The sequence below is a fragment of the Paenibacillus sp. BAC0078 genome, from assembly GCF_054483875.1.
The window spans coordinates 216,852-237,379 of sequence record NZ_JBTLRW010000003.1; the positions used below are offsets into that span (position 1 = coordinate 216,852).

The following is a 20,528-nucleotide window of genomic DNA, read 5'->3' on the forward strand; positions in this document are numbered from 1 at the left end:
TTATAGAGCTCCTTTCACGGCTTCAAGCTGCGGTGTAATGGTTGGGGCCGTGATTCTGGCGTTAGCCGCAAGCTGTGCCTGTCTTGTGACGGCAGGTCTATTGGCTTTATGATCAGCGATCATTTGCAGGAAACGGTCGAATAAATAACTGCTGTCATGCGGTCCCGGCGCCGCTTCCGGATGGTACTGCACGGAAAATGCGGGATAGCGGGTATGCTTCAAGCCTTCTATGGTCTTGTCATTGTTGTTGATGTGCGTAACTTCAAGCTCGGTGCTCTTCACAGAGTCCTCGTTGACCGTGTAGCCGTGGTTCTGTGAGGTAATGAAGCAGCGTCCGCTCTCCAGCTCCTTCACCGGATGGTTGCCGCCGCGATGGCCGAATTTAAGCTTTTCTGTATCTGCACCGCAAGCCAGTGCAAACAATTGATGGCCCAGGCAGATCCCGAAGATCGGATATTCACCGAGCAGCTCGGAGATCGTCTTCACCGCATACGGCACATCCTTGGGGTCCCCAGGGCCGTTGGAGAGCTGAATGCCATCCGGGTTCAGGCGACGGATCTCATCGGCTGTTACATCATGCGGCACGACAACGACATCACAGCCACGGTTGTTCAGTTCGCGCAGGATACCCGTCTTTGCGCCGTAATCGACAAGCACGATCCGTTCCTTGGTGCCCGGGCTGCTGTAGGTTGTAGTGGTAGAAGTGCGGGCAACCTGGTTGCGCAGCTCTTCAATTGAAGTGTCGCCCATCATCTCCATCAGCTCTTCCACACGTTTGTTAGAAGTGGTCAGGATTGCCTTCATAGTGCCGTAGTGGCGGATAATGCGGGTCAGCATCCGTGTATCAATCTCGCTGATTCCGGGAATGCCGTATTCCTTCAGCAAGTCGTCCACACTGTATTCAGCGCGCCAGTTGCTGGGAACCGCCTCATGGCGGCGTACGACAAAGCCGTGCACAAAGGGACGAACCGATTCAAAGTCATCCCGGGTAATGCCGTAGTTTCCGATCAGCGGATAAGTCATTGTGACGATCTGGCCGCAGTAGGAAGGGTCTGACAGCACCTCCTGATAACCTGTAATCCCTGTGTTAAAAACAACCTCGCCCGTCTTTTCGCCTTCCGCGCCAAATGCGGTGCCTGTAAACAGCGTACCGTCCTGTAGCAGCAATCTTGCCTGCATTCCCTTCCACTCCTTCTTGTTTCTGTAGTCTGATTCTTATGTCTTCCATGTCTGCCGGAGTGTGCGCGCGAAAATGCCGCTGTATGTTCTACCTGCCCCATACAGCCGGCAACTCCGCTCCACCAGTCCGTCAGTTATTCTTCAGTCCATACGGCTCTGCCGTCTACCCATGTCTTAACCGGCCAGCCTTTAAGCTTCCATCCGGCAAAAGGAGTGTTGCGCCCTTTGCTGGCAAACGAAGCAGGATCTACTTCCTTCTCTGTCGTCAGATCAATCAGTGTCAAGTCCGCTGGTGCACCAACCGTAAGGCTGCCCGTATTCAGCCGGAAAACCCGGGCCGGATCAGCCGTCATGCGCTGTACCAGCAGTGACAGGTCCCATTTGCCTGTTGCCACAAAAGCTGTGTACAGCAGCGGGAATGCCGTCTCAAAGCCAACGATGCCAAACGGTGCAAGCTGCATGCCTTTGGCCTTCTCTTCTTCACTGTGCGGCGCATGGTCAGTAACGATGATATCAAGCGTGCCGTCCAGCAGACCGGCGATGCAGGCCTCTACATCGCGGCGCGAGCGCAGCGGCGGGTTCATTTTCCAATTGGCATCCATGCCGGGAATGTCTTCCTCCGAGAGCAGCAGATGATGCGGGCATACCTCAGCGGTTACCTTGATGCCGATTTCCTTCGCCTGACGGATCAGCCGGACAGATTGCTCTGTGCTGACATGGCAGACATGGTAGTGAACGCCGGTTGCTTCAGCAAGCAGAATATCGCGGCCGACATGAATCGCTTCCGATTCATTTGGGATTCCCTTCAGACCATGCTTGTCGGCAAAAGTGCCTTCGGCTACCGCACAGCCCTCAACCAGCGAGTTGTCTTCGCAGTGGGCAATTACCGGCATATCCATCCCTGCGGCGATCTTCATCGCATCCTTCATCATCTGGGCGCTTTGCACGCCTACCCCATCATCCGTGAACCCGATTGCACCAGCCTCCTTCAAGGCGGCAAAATCAGTCAGCTCGCGTCCAAGCTCATTCTTGGTAATCGCTGCATAAGGCAGTACCTTCACCAGTCCGGCTTCACGCGCTTTATCCTTCACGAACTGCACAATCTCCGGGCTATCCGTTACCGGCCGCGTGTTCGGCATACAAGCAATTGTCGTAAAGCCGCCCTTGGCAGCCGAACGGGCCCCGGTCTCCACCGTTTCCTTATGCTCAAAGCCAGGCTCGCGCAGATGCACGTGCATATCAATCAGTCCGGGAATCAGCAGCTTGCCATCAGCTTCAATGATCTCTCCTGCTCCGTCTACAGCCTCGATTTCGCTCTCGATTGCTGAGATAATCCCATCCTGCACTACGATATTTTTGCGCTCCAGCACGCCTTTCTCATTCAGTACACTGGCGTTCTTGATGATCACGGTTCTGATTCTCCTTCTACCCGCAGGCCACAGCCGCGGGCTCTGTAGTTATTATATAATAAAAATTCATCTTTGTGTATATTTATTAAAGCGGAAGTTGTCAGGTTTTTTAGTGGATCGCTCTTTCCATTACAGCCATGCGTACCGGCACTCCATTCGCCATCTGAGGAAAAATCCGCGATTTGTCGCTTTCCACCACTGCATCGTCAATTTCGACGTTCCGGTTCACCGGGGCAGGGTGCATGATGATCGTATTCTTGTCCAGCTTCGCGGCGCGCTCTTCGGTAAGTCCATACTGCTTGCGGTATTCTTCCGCCGACTGCAGAATCCCTGTAGCATGACGTTCAAGCTGTACGCGCAGCATCATGACCACATCCGCTTTCAGCGCTTCCTCCATGCTAACGTAAGGTGCGAATTCGGCAAGCTCAGGAGCCTTCATGCTGTCCGGGGCACAGAACTGCACGTGAGCACCCATTTTCGTTAGTCCCCACAGGTTGGAACGGGCTACCCGGCTATGCATAATATCTCCGATGATTGAAACCTTTAGGCCCTTAAACTCTCCAAAATTTTTGCTCATCGTATACAGATCCAGCAGCGCCTGCGTCGGATGCTCGTTGTTGCCGTCTCCCGCATTGATCAACGGAATGGATACCTTCTCTGCAAGCTGCTGCAGCACACCCGCAGGCTTCAACCGCACCACTCCGGCGTCGATTCCCATCGACTCCAGCGTGCGTACGGTGTCGTAGATCGACTCGCCTTTTTCAACACTGGAAGCAGCAGCCGTGAAGTTAAGCACTTGAACGCCAAGCCGTTTCTCAGCCATTTCAAAGGAAAACCGGGTACGCGTGCTGTTCTCAAAAAACATATTCGCCACAAAATGCGTTCTCAGCACCGGTGTCAGCTTCTCGGCCTGATTGTCCCAGTATGCCGTTCTGTTCAAAAGCTGCAGAATCTCCGTCCGGTCCAGATCCTTTATTCCCAGTAGACTGCGTTCCTTCACCTTGGTTGCTGTCATCATGTTATCGTTCCTCCCGGTTGGAAATAATGTATACCTCGTCCTTGCCATCGAACTCAGTCAGCGCCACTTCAATCTGCTCATGCCTGGAGGTAGGTACGTTCTTGCCGATATAGTCGGGCCGGATGGGAAGCTCCCGGTGTCCACGGTCCGCCAGTACAGCCAGCTGAATCATCCGCGGCCGTCCGCAATCCATCAGCGCATCCATCGCAGCGCGGATCGTGCGGCCGGTGTAGAGCACATCATCGAACAAAATCACTTTTTTGTCGTGAATGCCTCCGCAGTTAGCTGGCAGCGTCAGATTGCTGTTCACCACCGCAAGGTCCATAGCTTCGCGGTTGTCGCCGCCCTCACGGTCATCGCGGTAATGCGTGATGTCCAGCTCGCCGTAAGGAATTTCGACTCCTTCAATTTCCTTGATACGTTCCGCAATCCGCTGCGCCAAATATATCCCGCGTGTGCGGATGCCCACCAACAGGCAATTCTCAATACCTTTGTTCTTCTCCAAAATCTCATGAGCAATGCGTGACAGCGCCCGGCGGATTGCCGTTTCGTCCATAATGACATTTTTCTCAGTAACCATAATCCCTGCCATCCTCCTGCTTGATCGCCTGTTCAAGTTCCCAGAAAACAAAAAACTCCTTGCCCAAAGCAGGCAAGGAGTGAAATCCGCAGATTCAAAAAGATGGCGTGTCCGCGCGCAGAGAAAGACCCTCCGTACACATACGGATTCCTCTCTAAATTCGCGAACCTCGATTCACGTTACCTTGCCAGCCTCACGGGACTGAATTAAAGGCGCATATTCAATTACAAGAATTATGACAGATGTTGCGGCAGGTGTCAAATGGGGGAAGGAACAAAAAACACAGTTTGGTATGGTGACGGCCGCAGCTGCGGGGAATGTTTGGACTTCCGGTCGCTGTTGTCTGCAGATTTCTATTATTTATACCGCTCTTCACGGTGGAAATCCGCAGACAAAGGCGAACGCGTTCGCTCCTCCAGTTCCAAAATTCTCCTCCACTGCTTGCACCATAACATTTAATTTTTAGTTCAAGGGATAGAAGCAAAAAAAGCTGCCGCAGATTTCTCCACGGCAGCTTACAGGAACAAAATAAATTAAAATTCAAATTCAACGTCGCTCAGGCGGCGCTTGATTTCGGAAATGACACGCTTCTCTTCCTCTTCGCCCTTGGCGATGAAGGTGACGGAGAAACGGACGAATGCGCCGGCATCATCCCAAGGCACGGTGGAGATCAGCTTCTCGCGGATAAGGTATTGCGAGAAGTCCTCACCGGATTCAAAGCGGCGTCCGCCCTTAACACCTTTCGGTGCAGCTACGTAGAGGAAGAAAGAACCCTTAGGCTTCTCAGCATGGAAGCCCAGGCTGTTCAATGCATCCACCAGCATGTTGTGGCGGCGGGAATACTTGTCGGCAATCGCTTCGGTGATCTCTGGATGGGCGAGGCCGTAGGCTGCTGCCTTTTGAATAGCGATGAATTGACCGGAGTCATTGTTGTCCTTCACATCGCTGAACGCTTTGACAACGAGCGGATTACCGGCTACGAACCCGATTCTCCAGCCCGTCATGTTGTACGATTTGGACAGGGAATGCAGTTCTACGCCGACATCCTTCGCACCAGGCACAGACAGGAAGCTGAGAGGCTTCAAGCCGTCATATGTCAAGGCGGAATATGGAGCATCGTGAATGACTACTACATTATATTTCTTCGCCCAGGCGACAACCTCGCTGAAAAATTCAGGAGTTGCGCTTGCGCCTGTCGGATTGTTCGGATAGTTCAGGTAGAGCAGCTTGGCCTTATGGGCAACGTCCTCAGGAATAGAGCTCAGGTCAGGCAGGAAGTTATTTTCCTTCTTGAGCTCCACTGAGTACACTTGTCCACCCAGATATTTGGTGTGGGTGCCCAGCACCGGATAACCCGGAACTGTCATGATTGTGATATCGCCCGGGTTGATGAAGCAGGATGGCAGCATCGCCAGTGCCGGCTTCGAACCGATAGAGTGCACAACCTCAGTAACAGGGTCGATGCCTTCCACACGGAATACTTCCTTCAAATAAGCTGCAGCGGCAACTTTAAATTCAGGAATCCCGTTGTCGGAATATCCGCGGTTTTCTTCCTTGGCAGCTTCTTCAGCAAGCTTCGCAACAATGCCTGCATCCGCCATTTCATCCGGTTCGCCGACGCCCATATCAATCAGCTCAATATTCGGGAAATCCTGCTTCGCCGATGCTTTGGCGCGTTTGATTTTCTCAAATTTGTAGATGGCTGTGTCTTTGCCATAGTTCGCACCGCCGATGCGGTCCGCAAAATTAGTCTGAATAAAAGTATCCTGATATTGTTCAATACTCATAATCTTCATTTCATCTCCTGGTTTGTATTATTCTCATAATCTAAATATGAAGCAAAGCTGCCTTCAAAACCATAGATTTATAATCACTTAATTTGTATTTATCTGCTGCGCAGCATGAACAGCACTTCTTCCATATCCGCCGGAATTGGCGCACTGTACTCCATATACTCACCGGTGGAAGGATGCACAAATCCCAGTACAGCGGCGTGCAAAGCTTGTCCGTTCATCGTGATTCCCTTGCTGCGTCCATAGACCGGATCGCCAACGAGCGGATGACCGATAAACTTCATATGCACACGGATCTGATGGGTGCGTCCGGTTTCGAGCTGCAGCTCCAGCAATGTGCAATCTCCAAAACGTTCCAATACGGTAAAATGGGTCACGGAACGTTTACTGTTCTTCTCCGTTACCGTATACAGCTTGCGGTCATGCGGATCACGGCCGATAGGTGCATCCACCGTTCCCTGATCATGGGACAGATTGCCGTGCACAACCGCTATGTATCGGCGTGTTACACTATGCTCCTTGAGCTGGGCTGCGAGCGAAGCGTGGCTCAGATCATTTTTGGCCGCCATAATCAGCCCTGAGGTATCCTTGTCGATGCGGTGCACAATGCCGGGACGGATCTCGCCGTTAATGCCGGACAGGTCCTTGCAGTGATACATCAGCGCGTTGACTAAAGTGCCGGAAGGGTGACCGGCTGCCGGATGCACAACCATGCCGCGGGGTTTGTTCACCACGATAACATCGCTGTCTTCATATGCCACTTCAAGCGGAATATCCTCCGCAATCAAATCGGTTACCTCGGCTTCAGGAACAGTAACAGCGACCATATCGCCTTCCGCCAGCTTATAGTTGGCTTTTACCGGACCTCCGTTGACCGTAACATGACCACCGCTGATCCACTGCTGCACCTGGGAGCGCGAAATCTCCTCTTCCCAAGACTCCGTAATGTATTTATCAATCCGCTCCCGGGCATTCTCCCCGGCAACCGTCCATTCGGTGACGTCCCTTTCTTCATCGGAGGCAATGGATGCCGCCTGCTCATTGACGTCCTTGTTCAAACTCATTCATTCCCTTCTTTGACTTCCTTGGATTCCTTAACTTCGGTAATTTCCTCTCCGCCCTTCACATCACGCAGTGTATCGAGAATAATCAGCGCCACCCCAATGACAATGCAGGAATCGGCGACATTAAAGATCGGGAAGGTGTAGCTGCCGAAATTGAACATCAGGAAGTCAACCACTTCGCCGTTCAGCATCCGGTCCAGAAAATTGCCTACAGCTCCGCCCAGCACGAGTGCGAGTGCGGTAGGCAGCAGCTTCCGGGTAGCTTTCGCCTTATTGAGGTACCAGACGATACCAGCAACAACTATAACGGTGATCAGGAAAAAGAACCACTGCTGTCCCTGAAGAATCCCAAAAGCGGCTCCTTGGTTGCGGTGGGAGGTGATAATGAAGAAATCCTTGATAACCGGAATCTGTTCTGCGATCTCCAGCCGGGTAGCAATCAAATACTTGGTACCCTGGTCGATCAAAAATACGATTAGCGCTATCAGATAGTACACCACAGAAGTTGTCACTCCGTTCTTATTTTTCCCGCTGAGGGCGGTGCGAATTCTGTATAAAGACTTGTATATTGTAGCACAGGCCTCAAGAAGCCGTCTATTGCGCGCGCATACAATGCATCCGGTCATAGGACTATTTTCCAGCGCTAAAAATGGGCTTCCCCGGTCAAGCTATCAGAGAAGGAAGCCGGTCTACGCCGGTGAAAAGCCTGCCTTAAGCAATAGAAAGGAGCGACCTCCTATGAGCCATCTGACACAACAGCAGCTCTCCGGGCTGCATACAGAACTGCTGCGGCAGCAGCAGGAAATCAGCCACAGACTGCGGAACAATGAGCACTACGGATTGCAGGATGCCATGCGCGATTCAACCGGAGAGCTGTCCGAAATCGACAATCATCCCGGCGATGCCGCCACGGAGCTGTACAACCGCTCAATAGATATCTCCCTGCTGGAGCGGGATGAACATGAGCTGGATAATATTGACGCCGCGTTGTCCGCCATGGAAAAAGGAACCTACGGAAGCTGTGCCGTTTGCGGTGAAGCGATTTCCTTCGAACGTCTGTCGGCAGTCCCGGCTACCCGTTTTTGCAAAGAGCATAACCCCCGCCAAAACGCGCATTTCACGCGTCCGGTTGAAGAAGAGCTGCTGTCTCCGCCCTTTGGACGCACCAGCCTGGACGAGCGTGAGGATCAAAATGGCTTTGACGGCGAAGACGCCTGGCAAATTGTTGAAAGCTGGGGCAGCTCGAATTCCCCCGCCATGGCCGAGGACAGTGACATTTCTTCATATAATGATATGGAGATTGAAGCTGACGAAAACGAAGGCTTCGTGGAGCCTTGGGAGAACTTCATTGCCACCGATATCGCCGGAAACCATGTGACAGTTATCAAGGGATCAAGCTACCGCCATTATATGGACAGTGAGGAAGGCAGCCATCTGCTGGACCCGCTGAGTAAAAGAGAAAGGGAGTAGCCGGTGCTGCTCCTCTTTGTTGTTGATCTCCCGTCAAAAGGTCTTCAGCTCAAGCTGATGCTGTACAATCCGCACAATGTCTGCAATGTAATCGCCGATGATCGGCAGATTTAACGCGCCAAGCACCTGAAGCACATAAATAATCGTCGCCGCAAAAAAAGTAAAGCCCAGCGCAATCCCCAGTCCACGCGCGACGCCTGACAAAATATTCAGCCAAATCAGCCGCAAGGGAGAATTGAGCAGCTCTGTATACTCGGCAATCCTGGCCTTCTCCATTTGCTGCACCAGTCCCCTGGTCAGCCGGTAGACGGCGTTCAGCTTCTCTTCCTGCGGCATGTCTTGCAGATCACGGTTTCCCCCACCGGAATCCGCCGGAGAATGAACATTGCTGGCTGCATTCCGACTCTCTGAGCGTTGCTGCTTATGCTGAACCGACTCTGAGGAATGAACCTCCCGCCTAATCTCCCCAATCCTATCCATGCCGCTGCCTGCCCCTGCTGTCCGAATCGAGATTCTCCCGGTTTTCCAAGTGCTCATCTTGTCCTCTTTCCGTCCCTCCATGGTGTCTGACTCCTCCCTAGCGTCACTCTATAGTTCCACAAAGTAAACGAGCCCGGTCAAAAGAGAGAAGACTCTCTTTAAGCACCGGGCTCGTCATTTTGCCTCTAACCCATAGAACCTTTTCCTTTGCCGCTAGTATGCCTGCGAACTGTAGTCGAATGATCAACAGCGGCATTTTTATCAGCAAAACGGAAGTTTATATACTATTTGCGCTGAACGCATACTTAGTATATGCCATTTAGGGACAGGTAATACAGAGGTTTAGACTCCGATATGAATTCCGATGGTTTTGCCGCCGGCATCCACCGACTCAAAGGTTTGCTCCCCGTCAAAATCAACCGTAGTCACCAGCACATTCTCGCGAAGCACATGTTCAAACGCCGTTACCGCAGCCTTCAGCTCATCGTCTACCTTCAGAGTCAGCGCAACCCGCTTTTCGATTGGCAGATCCAGACGTTTGCGGTAATCCTGAACCGCCCGCACGACCTCGCGGACCCAGCCTTCCTGCACCAGCTCAGGCGTGATTTCGGTATTCAGCGCCACAGTAAGCCCGTAGCCGGATGCCGCAGCAAAGCCCGATTTGGCCTGTTTCTCCACAAGCAGCTCCTCGGCGGTGATTTGCAGCTCTTCCCCTTCAGGTGAAACAATGGAAATAACGCCATCCTGTACCGTTTTACGGGTAGCGTCGCTGTCCAGCCCTTTCAGGAAGCCTTGCAGGAAGCCAACGTTTTTGCCGTATTTTTTACCGGCTACCTTGAGGTTCAGCTTGAGTGTAAAATCAACAAACCCGCTGTCGCTGTTCTCCACCACAATCTCTTTGACATTGATCTCATCCTTGATGATCTCTTCATAATCAGCCACATGGAAGCTGCGGTCGATCGACACAATCAGCTCAGACAACGGCTGACGCGTCTTGATGCCCGATTCGTTGCGGACGTTGCGGGCCAGCTCAACGATTTGTCGCGCGCTCTCCATGTCCTGTTCCAGTTCAAGGTCGATCAGGCTCTCGTCAGCGGACGGATAGTCAGCCAGATGCACGCTTTCTCCGCCGCCCAGGTTCGTAAAGATATCCTCGGACAGCATCGGCATAAATGGAGCCAGCAGTGTAGCTGTAGTCAAAAGCACATGCGTCAATGTACGGTAAGCGTCAAGCTTCTCTTCCCCAAGGCCGCTGCCCCAGAACCGGTCGCGCGAACGGCGGATATACCAGTTGCTCAGCTCATCCACGAAATTCTCAACCGCTTTGGACGTATTGACAAAATCATTGACGGACAGGCCCTTATCGACCACAAGGATCAGACTGTTCAGGCGGGACAGAATCCAGCGGTCCAGCTTGTGCTTGGATACCTTGAACGGATGATCCGCAGGATCATAGCCGTCGATGCCGGCATACAGCGTCAGGAACGCATGCGTGTTGACCAGCGTATCCACAACCTTGGATTTGGTCTCACCGACCAGGCCGCGTGAAAAGCGTTTGTTGTTCCAAGGCGCGCTGTCGGACAGGATCGCCCAGCGGAAGGCGTCAGTGCCGTATTCGTTCATGATTTCCCAAGGATCGATGACATTGCCTTTAGATTTGGACATTTTTTGGCCGTTCTCATCGAAGATGTGGCCGTGCGCGATAACCGCTTTGTAAGGCGCTTTGCCCTTGAACAGCGTCGATACGGCAAGCAGGCTGTAGAACCAGCCGCGGGTCTGGTCGATCCCTTCGCAGATCATATCCGCCGGATACTGATCCTCGAACGTATCTTCATTCTCAAACGGATAATGGCTTTGCGCGAACGGCATCGAGCCGCTATCGAACCAGACGTCAATGACCTCGGAGGTTCGCACCATCACTCCGCCTTCACTGAACGGGCTGCGCAGCTTGATGTTGTCCACATACGGCTTATGCAGCTCGATATCCTCGGCGACTTCGCCAATCGCCATTGAACGAAGCTCCGCGATGCTGTGCGGCGCAAATTCCTTGCCCGTGTCCTGGCAAACCCAGATATTCAGCGGAGTCCCCCAGTAGCGGTTACGGCTGATATTCCAGTCCACCAGCTCCTCCAGGAACTTGCCGAAGCGGCCTTCACGCACATGCTCAGGATACCAGTCCACGCTATTATTGTTGGCAATCAGCTCATCCTTGATGGCTGTTGTTTTAATGAACCAGCTGTCTGTTGCATAGTAGAGCAGCGGAGTATCGCAGCGCCAGCAGAACGGGTAGCTGTGCTCGTATTTCTCCTTGTTGTACAGCAGCCCTTTCTCGGAGAGCACCTTCACGATATCCAGATCGCACTCCTTCACGAACCGTCCGGCAAAATCCGAAACCACATCGGTATATTTACCGGAGGCATCCACCACATTCACGAAGCTGATGCCGTTCTCGCGGCAGCTCTTGTAGTCATCTTCACCATGCGCCGGAGCCATATGCACGATCCCGGTACCGCTGGAATCCGTAACAAAGGACGCACCGACGATTACATTGTGTTTCTCCGCCTTGATGTAGCCGAACGGCGGAGTGTAGCTTTGGCCGATAAAATCCGTACCTTTATGTGTGGACAGGATCGTATACTCGCCCTTCAGCACATCATCCACGAGGTTCTTCGCGAGTACATACACGCCGTCTTCCTGCTGGGCGCGGATATATTCCATATCCGGGTTCATCGCCAGCGCCATATGCGCCGGAAGGGTCCAAGGCGTGGTGGTCCAGGCCAGCACATAGTCGCCGCTGCCATTCAGCTTGAACTTGGCCGTTGCACTAAGATCCTTGACCGTCTTGTAGCCCTGCGCCACTTCGTGCGAGCTCAGGGTAGTCTGGCAGCTCGGGCAATACGGGCTTACGCGGTGTCCGCGGTACAGAAGCCCTTTCTCATGCACCGTAGCCAGGATGTTCCATACACTTTCAATGTAGGTGTTGTCCAGGGTAACATACGGATTATCCAGATCGGTCCAGTAGCCGATGGCTTCCGTGAACTCGCGCCACTGCTTCTCATACCCAAATACGCTGTCCTTGCACTCCTTGATGAACTTCTCAACACCATATTCCTCAATCTCCTGCTTCCCGGAGATCCCCAGCTTCTTCTGTACGCCCAGCTCTACCGGCAGGCCGTGTGTATCCCAGCCCGCTTTGCGTACAACGCGGTAGCCCTTCATCGTCTGATAACGGCCGACAAAGTCCTTGATTACGCGGCCCAGCACGTGTCCGATATGCGGTACGCCATTTGCGGTAGGCGGCCCTTCATAGAACACGTAGTTCGGACGGCCTGCGCGGTTCTCCATAGATTTGCGGAACGTATTTTCGTCGCTCCATTTCTTCAGAATGCGGACGTCTCTCGCCCGCGCTTTTTCTCTGACATCTACTTTTTGCATAGTGATGGTCAATCCTTCCATGGTAATTTCCGCAGTAATTTCGATCCCTCCCAAACCCTCCCTTAGCCAAGGGAGGGCCCCAAGGGCTCCGCCCTCTGGACACCCGGAAAGTTGTCTATGTTCCGGGGAGAGGCGGTTTTTGATCTTGTTTGGTTGTAATGCCCGCTTATCGCCGCAAGCGGCACGCTCCACCTCAGGCCCCCCGGCCCGCGAACCCGTCAGGGCAGCACTGGGCCGGGGGCCTTGCGGCGTGGGGCGAAGCCCGCCGCTGCTCTTGCTTTGCCTTTGGAACCCGGCCCGCGAACCCGTTAGGGCAGCTCTGGGCCTGGGCCTTGCACTTTGCCTTTGTGCCCTTTGCCCTTGTGCATGTAAGGCCCCGCAGGCGTCCCCGCCAGGGGAGCCTAAGAAGGGCCGCTCCCCCGCCGAACAAATCCTTTCCCTTCCGCAAACGCCCATCTTTCCGCGATAATCCCTTGTTGCGGGTGTCCAGAGGGCGGCCAGCCCTTGGGGTCCCCCTTAGAAGGGGGATTTAGGGGGATGCCCACACACAAAAAGGCGTCCCCCCACCCCCAAAGGGGCGAGACGACGCTCGCGATACCACCCTAATTCTGCACCTCATGCACATCCTCAGGGGGAGTGTATTCAGCACAATCTCAGTTCCGCGCACAGATTACCACGCGGGTCCGGGATAACGTCCGGCAGACGGCCAGGCTTACACACGTATTCTACGCTTCAGCTTCGCTTCTAGGGGAAGATCTTCCGAACAAGGCTTGAACCATCGGCTCGCAGCAATCACCGACTCTCTGGAGAACGTTACCTTATCGTACTTGTCCCGTCATCGAATAAATATAACGATACAGATATGATCTAGTTATAGACGTTTTTGGGTGAAAAGTCAATATTGGAGGAGGTGTGCAACATGAGTATCCCGGCAAAACAGGATGTACCCATTACAACCTTTTAAAGCGCGTTCTCACTCACTTCACGGCTCTCCAAAGCATTCCAGTCATCTGTGGACAGCAGCTCCAGTTGTGCTTCCAGCAGGGTCCGGAACCGGGTACGGTAGATCGAAGCCTGCTTGCGCAGCTCCTCCGTCTCAATCGCTACCTTGCGGGATTTGGACAAGGCTTCGTTAATGATCCGGTCTGCATTCTTCTCGGCTTCCTTGATGATCAGCTGTGATTCTTTTTTGGAGTTATTCTTTACATCATCTGCAGCTTCCTGAGCAACGAGGATCGTCTTAGACAGGCTCTCTTCGATATTCACAAAATGATCGAGACGCTCCTGCATGGACAATAGCTGGTTATGCAGCTCTTTGTTCTCACGGATGACACTCTCATAATCCTTGATGACCTGATCCAGAAATTCGTTGACCTCGTCTTCATCATAACCGCGGATTCTCCGGGAGAACTCCTTGTTATGTATATCGAGCGGTGTTAATGGCATGCTGTGCACCTCCTAGAAATTTCGGACCTCTTATGCCCCTGAACTCTTATCTGTCCCGCAGACATAGAAGAAAGACTGTATCAAGTAAAAACGGCTGCGCCGTCCGCACATCCATATAGTTCAAGTATACGGCGAATGGCAAGATTTCATTCGGCTGCCGCTTCAGGGTCCGCCTCTTCTACAAATATCGGCGTACAGCATACAAAATGTTTGCTTCCCTAGAGATAATCAATTTCGACAAGCAAAGCCGGATTCCTGCATGCCTTTCAGACAAATTTGCCGATCCGGACACGGTAGCGGCCTTTTTTCGTCAAACCGCCGATCTCCAAAACCTTAAACCGTCCAAAACCTTGGATGGAGATCATATCACCGTCTTTAAGCCCGCAGGAAGGGTCCTCTTCCACTTTCCAGTTGATGCGGACTCTTCCCGCTTTGATAGGTGCAAGAATTTTACTCCGGCTGAGCCGGGTAACATCCGCAGCGATGCCATCCAGCCGCAGGGAAGCGACTGTCAGCTCCATCGTCTCCAATTTGACACTGCTTCTGCGTAGAGCTGACAGCGGCAAAATTTCCGTACTGACGTTAATCCGGTGCACACCGGTTAAATTCATAGCCAAATAATCGGCAATATCCGCTGCCACAACAACATGACAACCGTCCTCCAGCACATGGATGTCGCCGATTTTTCCTCTTTTAATACCTAGTCCAAGAATAGCGCCCATATAATCGCCATGCTCCAGATCCAAAAATTTCTGTTCTCCCGAGGAAATGGCCAGAACCTTCAGCTCCATATCCTCACCCGCGAGCTCGCGATAATCAGGGGCCACCAGCGCCCGCTTTCGCTCAGCCTCTTCAGAACCGCCTTCCCATCTTACCGATACGTCAGGATGCCGGTTCACAAGCGTCTGCAGTATGTAGCACTGCCGGGGGTCCAGAAATTCAGTCAGCTTCGTCTCATGATACTGACCTGCATGGGTAACCCATTCCCAGGCCTTATCTACAAATTGCCGCTCATCGGGGTGAAAATGTCCGTAAATTTCATTCTTCATCTTAGCTGCCTAAAATATACCAAAGTAGATACTTCAATCCGTTCTTAGCGAACTCAAGCACGAACAGCGCAATGATTGGAGAGACATCAATCGTTCCGAACAGTGACGGAATGAACCGCCGAAACGGAGTCAGGTAGGGTTCCACCAGCTTGCCCAGCAATTCTCCGATAAAGCTGTCACGAACATTCGGCAACCAAGACATAAGAACGTACAGAATAATCATAACAAAGTAGATGTTGTATAGAAGTTCAATAATTAGATTTATTTGGGACAAAGCCCATTCACCTCATTCTGTTATAGTCTTGATCGTCACTCAGAATTTCCGTAATGGAACCTTGGATTTCAACCGTATCCGGTGTGCACATAAATATATTGCCCCCAATTTTGGAGATTCCTCCGCCCAGGGCATAAACAGTTCCGCTGAGAAAATCAATAATGCGCATCGCCTGATCATTACGCACCCGCTGCAGGTTGATGACCACCGTACGGTGGGATCTCAGATGATCGGCAATTTCCTGTGCCTCCTCGTATGAACGGGGCTCATACAGCACGACCTTCACATTTTTTTGCGAATGGATACTGACGACGTTAGCCCGCTGATTTTTGCGGGTTTCTACAGGGGCGGGCTCGTATTCTTCTTCATCGCGGGAAATTTGTTCCCGCTCTACAATTTCCTCTTCCTCCTGCAAGCCCAAAAAACTCATAAACCGGTTCATCACGCCCATCAGGCTCCCTCCTCATGACCTACTAATACCGTACCCAGGCGCACCTGGGTGGCTCCTTCCTGTATCGCCACTTCAAAATCATTCGACATTCCCATCGACAGCTCTTGTATAGGCTCAGGTGTCAAAGCTAGCAGATTGAGCTCATCGCGCAGCTCACGGAGCCCCCGGAATACCGGGCGGGTCTCCTCTGGTTCAGCTTCATAAGGCGCCATCGTCATAAGTCCAACCACCTTAATGCGGTCTAGGCCTGAGATTTCACGCAGAAACCCCGGTACCGCTTCAGGCGGCAATCCAAACTTTGTATCTTCCCCTGAAATATTCACCTGGAGAAAAACGTTTACGGTAAGTCCCAAAGCCTCAGCCTTTTTATGCAATTCCCGGGCCAGAGACAAGCGGTCAAGCGAGTGTATATATTGAAATTTACCGATAACATCCTTAACCTTATTGGTCTGCAAATGTCCGATGAAATGCCAGGTTCCCTTATGCCCCAGGGCGTTCCATTTGTGTTCGGCATCCTGCCAGCGGCTTTCCGCAATATCCTCAAGACCGGCGTCCAGCACAGCGGATACTGTTTCCAGAGACACATATTTTGTCACTGCGATAACCTTGACGTCCGCCACATCCCTGCCGCTTGCCGCACAGGCCCGTGCTACACGTTCCTCTACCCCGGCTATTCTTTCCTGTAGTGTCGCCAAGTTTCAACTCTCCTTTATTCCGATCCAGCTCGTCATTCTCCCTGTAACTCCGTTATCCTTCCGGTAAGAAAAGAACAAATCGTGATTACAGCTTGTACACCATGATGTACATTCGATATGAGTCGGCAATATTCCTGCTTTAATCATAATGCGTCGATTCATTTCTTTCAAGTTCAGCATGCTTTTGCCTGCGTCTGCTTCCGAATTTCTGTATAAGCTCTGTCCAGCCCCGTAAGCAATCCCTGCCAGTTCCACCTCAAGGCGGCGGACGTGATTCATCACATAATCATCCACCTCGTAGCAGCAGTCGCCAATGGAGGGACCGATACCCGCAAGAATATCCTGAGGGCGGCTGCCGTACACCGATTCCATTCTGGACACCATCGCAGCAGCAATCTCCGCCACGGTTCCCTTCCAGCCTGCATGAGCCAAGCCAACCACCTGCTGATGCGGATCGTAGAAATATAGAGGGACACAGTCGGCATAAAAGGAGGTCAGCAGCACTCCCGGCACACTCGTAAGCAGACCATCCGTAGCTTGAAAAGCAGATGCTCTGTCCAGGCTGCCGCGGCCGCGGTCTTCCGCTTTAACCACTGCTATATCTTTTCCATGTGTTTGCTCTCCGCAGGTCCAGTCCTGCAACGTAAAGCCAAGGCTCTCGGCAAGCAATGAACGGTTCCCGAGTACAGCCTCCGGCTGATCCCCAACATGAAGGGCACAATTAAAGCTGTCATAAGGCGCCTTGCCTATACCGCCCTGCCTGCCTGTGAACCCAGCCGTGATTGCTGAATGCTTCGTACGCCAAGGCTCCAGATGAAGCAGCGCGGGCGTTCCGCCCTTTTGCATAAACGGTTCCATATCTTCACCTCCGCCTAAGTGTACCACAAGATTCCTTCCCTTTGCGCCACGACTCCATGATTTAATACATCCCCACAATCCAGAAAAAAGACGCACCCCTCAATAAGTGCGCCGTTCACTGCGGTCTCCCCGCTCCAGATACATCGTTTCCCGTTCTTCCTGCCCTTGAGACATCCTCGGCTCTTCGATCCTCACAAGAACGACATCGGCGCCGATCTTCACAATATTCCGCCACGGAATAATCAGATCGGTACCGCCTCCGAACAGCCCCATGAAGCGCGTGAAACCCGGGACAATGATTGCATCAATGACGCCGCGGCGAAGATCCAGCTCCAGATCACTGACTTGCCCGAGCCGCTTCCCGTCGACAATATTGATCACATCCTTCGTCTGAAAATCGGAGATTTTCATTTTTTTGCCGCTTCCCAAGGAATCCTCGTTCACCTCGCCACCCCTGTACAATCAGACGTATAGTCCAATATATGTTCCCGGGGCTTGGCAACATGCCAATCTGGATTGGATCCCCCCGCACAAAGGGGCATCCCGTGCAGCAACGCCGCTCCCGGAATACCCCTGTTACTTTCCGCTAGGTTTATTTAAGACTTAACATGCTTCTGCATTTGCTGGATAGCCGATTTCTCAAGCCGTGACACCTGGGCCTGGGAAATGCCGATTTCATCCGCTACCTCCATTTGGGTTTTCCCTTCAAAAAACCTCATCGACAAAATCCGTTTCTCCCGCTGGCCCAGCCTCTGCATAGCTTCACGCAATGCAATTTCCTCGATCCACGACACATCCTTGTTTTTGTCATCGCTGATCTGGTCCATCACATAAATCGGATCGCCACCGTCGTGGTAAATCGGCTCGAACAGGGAAACCGGGTCCTGGATAGCATCGAGCGCAAATACTACATCTTCTTTGGGAACACCGAGCGCTTCGGAAATTTCAAATATCGTCGGCTCCCGTGAATTCTGATTCGTCAGGCTGTCACGTACCTGAAGCGCTTTGTAGGCAATATCGCGCAGTGAACGCGACACCCGGATCGGGTTGTTGTCACGCAGGTATCTGCGGATTTCACCGATGATCATCGGCACTGCGTAGGTAGAGAATTTCACATTTTGCGATAGATCAAAGTTATCAATGGCTTTCATCAGACCAATGCAGCCTACCTGGAACAGATCGTCAACGAACTCTCCCCGATTATTGAACCTTTGAATAACGCTAAGAACGAGTCTAAGGTTACCGTTTACCAATTTCTCTCTGGCGGATCGCTCGCCCTGCTGCTGCAGCGAAGTGAACAGTTCCCGCATTTCCACGTTGGTCAGAACGGGCAGCTTGGCGGTGTCCACACCGCAAATCTCGACTTTGTTTCGGGTCATGATGATTTACCTCCCAAGGAGAAACATTACTGTACATTATCTCCCCGGCCGGGCATTTTATTCCTTAGCTTCATAAGCTTACACCATCTTGTTGAACTCTTTGCGGAGCCGCTTGATAATTCTTTTCTCCAGACGCGAGATGTAGGATTGGGAGATGCCGAGCAGATCGGCTACGTCCTTTTGCGTCTTTTCTTCGCCCCCGCGCAGCCCAAAACGCAGCTCCATAATCAGCCGTTCCCGCTCGCTGAGCTTCTCCAGCGCCTTCTGCAGCAGCTTGCGGTCTACCTGCTCTTCAATGTTCCGGTAGATGGTGTCATTCTCCGTCCCCAGGACATCCGAGAGCAGCAGCTCATTGCCGTCCCAATCAATGTTCAGCGGCTCATCAAAGGAGACCTCGCTCCGGGTTTTGCTGTTGCGCCGCAGGTACATCAAAATCTCATTTTCGATGCAGCGCGAGGCGTAGGTCGCCAGCTTGATTTTTTTCTCCGGGTCAAAGGTATTAACCGCCTTGATTAGACCAATCGCCCCGATCGAAACCAGATCTTCAATGTTGATGCCGGTATTCTCGAATTTACGGGCGATATAGACCACCAGCCGCAGGTTGCGTTCAATCAGCATGGCCCGGACTGCCGCATCGCCGCTCGATAGCCGCTGCAGCAGGTACTCTTCTTCTTCCCGCGTCAGCGGGGGTGGCAACGCCTCACTGCCGCCGATATAATAGATTTCCTGGCTCTTCAGCCCCAGCAGAAACAGCATGCGGTAATATTGCAGTTGCAGCGCAATCTTCCATTTGACCATTATTGTTCCTCCTCCAAGAAGTGCACAGTTACCCTGAGTTAGTTGCTCGATCCCATATTCCCATTTCAGAAGCAGCTTGCGGCATAAGCGATGCTCAGGAAGGCACCGCCGCCTCTGCAGCGGACTCTTTTTGAGTCAGGTCAGGATGGATGATCGCCCGGTACGCTCCTTCTCCCGACAGTGTCCCGCCATCCAGCCCGATAAGAACCCTCTGAATATAAAAACTCTCTTCACCCAGCTTTATCGTCACCAGATCAGGCTTCAGCGCCAGCATAAATGCTGCCCCGCGGTTAACCCCCCTATAGGGTACAAGCCGCATTCTGTCCTGCCAGGCAAAAGACTGCCCGTCCGTTTCCAGCAGAAGCTTATCGGCGCTCATTTGAGTCATTTTCCCTTTCCATGAGGCCGGCAGATGCCCCTCCCAAAGTGACGCCTCCATCACCATCACCGGTATCCGGGTCAGAGGATCGTTCAGACGATTGCCGGTGTCCAGCAGGCCGGGGCAGGTCACACTCACCCCGTCAATCTCAACGCACACTTCGCCGATGTACGTCTCAAGCCGCTCTCTCCTGTTCCTTGAGGACTGGACGAGCTTGAAGCAGAGCAGCACCAGCGGCAGGACCGCAAGCACGAACCAGAAGCCGATTTTCAGACGGTAAGCTTGGCCTCCCGAAGAGGTGAACAGAATACCGTTCCAGATTTCGCCGGAGCTCTGCAGCAAATAGTGAATCCCGACAATCCCGCCCGCTGCTGCAAAATTAATAATATAAAAAGCCCCCAACACCCGAAGGTAGCTTTGCAGACTCCTGAATCCAAAAGCAATCCACAGCATCACCACCGACAATCCAAACTTGATGAGGAAGGTGTACAGGAAGGAAAGCTCCGGCACAAACATCATCACCACATAAAGTGCGCCAACCAGCGCGGAGAGAGAGAGCCGCCACCAAGAGACTTTAAGCTTGACCAGCCAGCCCGTCAGCCATAAAAGAATTCCGTCGATCAGCAGATTGGCAGCGAAAATCAAGTCAATATAAACAACCATTGCACTCACCTGCCTGCAAACGGATAGTATGCGAAAGACCGAAGATCAGGCTCTCTTTTTGGACGATATGATTAGTATAGAAAGACCCGCATCCAAAGTCTGTCTAAA

At 52.5% G+C, this 20,528-nt stretch carries 20 protein-coding genes; 1 reads left to right on the top strand and 19 read right to left on the bottom strand.

The genetic code is table 11. From position 1 onward, the window contains the following. The 7 genes from carA to lspA form a co-directional block, all read right to left on the bottom strand. Window positions 1-1,179, bottom strand: coding sequence for a glutamine-hydrolyzing carbamoyl-phosphate synthase small subunit (gene carA, locus ACX1DY_RS07895; protein ID WP_458963644.1), 1,179 nt, complete (start codon window positions 1,177-1,179; stop codon window positions 1-3). Between the two features lie 134 nt (window positions 1,180-1,313). Further along, on the bottom strand, window positions 1,314-2,588 hold the full coding sequence (locus ACX1DY_RS07900) for a dihydroorotase (protein WP_458963645.1): 1,275 nt from the start codon (window positions 2,586-2,588) through the stop codon (window positions 1,314-1,316). Between the two features lie 109 nt (window positions 2,589-2,697). After that, the gene (locus ACX1DY_RS07905) at window positions 2,698-3,606 is read right to left on the bottom strand and encodes an aspartate carbamoyltransferase catalytic subunit (protein WP_458963646.1); all 909 of its coding nucleotides are present in this window, start codon (window positions 3,604-3,606) and stop codon (window positions 2,698-2,700) included. A gap of 1 nt (window position 3,607) precedes the next feature. Next, entirely contained in the window at window positions 3,608-4,186 is a 579-nt protein-coding gene (gene pyrR / locus ACX1DY_RS07910; RefSeq protein ID WP_458963647.1) for a bifunctional pyr operon transcriptional regulator/uracil phosphoribosyltransferase PyrR, read from the bottom strand. A gap of 533 nt (window positions 4,187-4,719) precedes the next feature. After that, window positions 4,720-5,973, bottom strand: coding sequence for an LL-diaminopimelate aminotransferase (locus ACX1DY_RS07915; protein WP_458963648.1), 1,254 nt, complete (start codon window positions 5,971-5,973; stop codon window positions 4,720-4,722). 98 nt (window positions 5,974-6,071) lie between these two features. Beyond that, window positions 6,072-7,043: an RluA family pseudouridine synthase gene (locus tag ACX1DY_RS07920; RefSeq protein WP_458963649.1), complete on the bottom strand. Its 972-nt coding sequence runs from the start codon at window positions 7,041-7,043 to the stop codon at window positions 6,072-6,074. After that, complete coding sequence (gene lspA / locus ACX1DY_RS07925) at window positions 7,040-7,543, bottom strand: signal peptidase II (protein WP_458963916.1); 504 nt, start codon at window positions 7,541-7,543, stop codon at window positions 7,040-7,042. Before lspA ends, ACX1DY_RS07920 begins: the two co-directional genes overlap by 4 nt. A gap of 238 nt (window positions 7,544-7,781) precedes the next feature. On the opposite strand from lspA, the gene ACX1DY_RS07930 reads away from it, so the two are divergent. Continuing rightward, entirely contained in the window at window positions 7,782-8,513 is a 732-nt protein-coding gene (locus ACX1DY_RS07930) for a TraR/DksA C4-type zinc finger protein (protein ID WP_458963650.1), read from the top strand. Window positions 8,514-8,546: 33 nt separating this feature from the next. On the opposite strand, the gene ACX1DY_RS07935 is transcribed toward ACX1DY_RS07930, so the two are convergent. The 12 genes from ACX1DY_RS07935 to spoIIGA form a co-directional block, all read right to left on the bottom strand. After that, window positions 8,547-8,849 (bottom strand): DUF5665 domain-containing protein, encoded by a 303-nt coding sequence (locus ACX1DY_RS07935; protein ID WP_051128246.1) that lies wholly within the window; start codon window positions 8,847-8,849, stop codon window positions 8,547-8,549. Window positions 8,850-9,335: 486 nt separating this feature from the next. Further along, complete coding sequence (gene ileS, locus ACX1DY_RS07940) at window positions 9,336-12,428, bottom strand: isoleucine--tRNA ligase (protein ID WP_458963917.1); 3,093 nt, start codon at window positions 12,426-12,428, stop codon at window positions 9,336-9,338. Window positions 12,429-13,388: 960 nt separating this feature from the next. Then, entirely contained in the window at window positions 13,389-13,874 is a 486-nt protein-coding gene (locus ACX1DY_RS07945) for a DivIVA domain-containing protein (protein WP_019909345.1), read from the bottom strand. Window positions 13,875-14,140: 266 nt separating this feature from the next. After that, complete coding sequence (locus ACX1DY_RS07950; protein ID WP_458963651.1) at window positions 14,141-14,923, bottom strand: YlmH family RNA-binding protein; 783 nt, start codon at window positions 14,921-14,923, stop codon at window positions 14,141-14,143. A gap of 1 nt (window position 14,924) precedes the next feature. Continuing rightward, window positions 14,925-15,197: a YggT family protein gene (locus ACX1DY_RS07955; protein ID WP_458963652.1), complete on the bottom strand. Its 273-nt coding sequence runs from the start codon at window positions 15,195-15,197 to the stop codon at window positions 14,925-14,927. Window positions 15,198-15,204: 7 nt separating this feature from the next. Next, window positions 15,205-15,648: a cell division protein SepF gene (locus ACX1DY_RS07960; RefSeq protein ID WP_019909340.1), complete on the bottom strand. Its 444-nt coding sequence runs from the start codon at window positions 15,646-15,648 to the stop codon at window positions 15,205-15,207. Further along, window positions 15,648-16,343 carry a YggS family pyridoxal phosphate-dependent enzyme gene (locus tag ACX1DY_RS07965; RefSeq protein WP_458963653.1) on the bottom strand — a complete coding sequence of 232 codons (696 nt, stop codon included), beginning with the start codon at window positions 16,341-16,343 and terminating at the stop codon, window positions 15,648-15,650. The genes ACX1DY_RS07960 and ACX1DY_RS07965 overlap by 1 nt, the downstream gene beginning before the upstream one ends. Before the next feature lie 3 nt (window positions 16,344-16,346). After that, window positions 16,347-17,201 carry a peptidoglycan editing factor PgeF gene (gene pgeF / locus ACX1DY_RS07970; protein WP_458963654.1) on the bottom strand — a complete coding sequence of 285 codons (855 nt, stop codon included), beginning with the start codon at window positions 17,199-17,201 and terminating at the stop codon, window positions 16,347-16,349. A 99-nt stretch (window positions 17,202-17,300) separates the two neighbouring features. Beyond that, complete coding sequence (locus ACX1DY_RS07975; protein WP_458963918.1) at window positions 17,301-17,612, bottom strand: YlmC/YmxH family sporulation protein; 312 nt, start codon at window positions 17,610-17,612, stop codon at window positions 17,301-17,303. 185 nt (window positions 17,613-17,797) lie between these two features. Further along, the gene (gene sigG / locus ACX1DY_RS07980; protein WP_019909334.1) at window positions 17,798-18,580 is read right to left on the bottom strand and encodes an RNA polymerase sporulation sigma factor SigG; all 783 of its coding nucleotides are present in this window, start codon (window positions 18,578-18,580) and stop codon (window positions 17,798-17,800) included. A 78-nt stretch (window positions 18,581-18,658) separates the two neighbouring features. Further along, window positions 18,659-19,381 carry an RNA polymerase sporulation sigma factor SigE gene (gene sigE, locus ACX1DY_RS07985; RefSeq protein WP_028530613.1) on the bottom strand — a complete coding sequence of 241 codons (723 nt, stop codon included), beginning with the start codon at window positions 19,379-19,381 and terminating at the stop codon, window positions 18,659-18,661. Between the two features lie 91 nt (window positions 19,382-19,472). Then, entirely contained in the window at window positions 19,473-20,420 is a 948-nt protein-coding gene (gene spoIIGA / locus ACX1DY_RS07990; RefSeq protein WP_458963655.1) for a sigma-E processing peptidase SpoIIGA, read from the bottom strand. Between the last annotated feature and the right edge of the window lie 108 nt (window positions 20,421-20,528).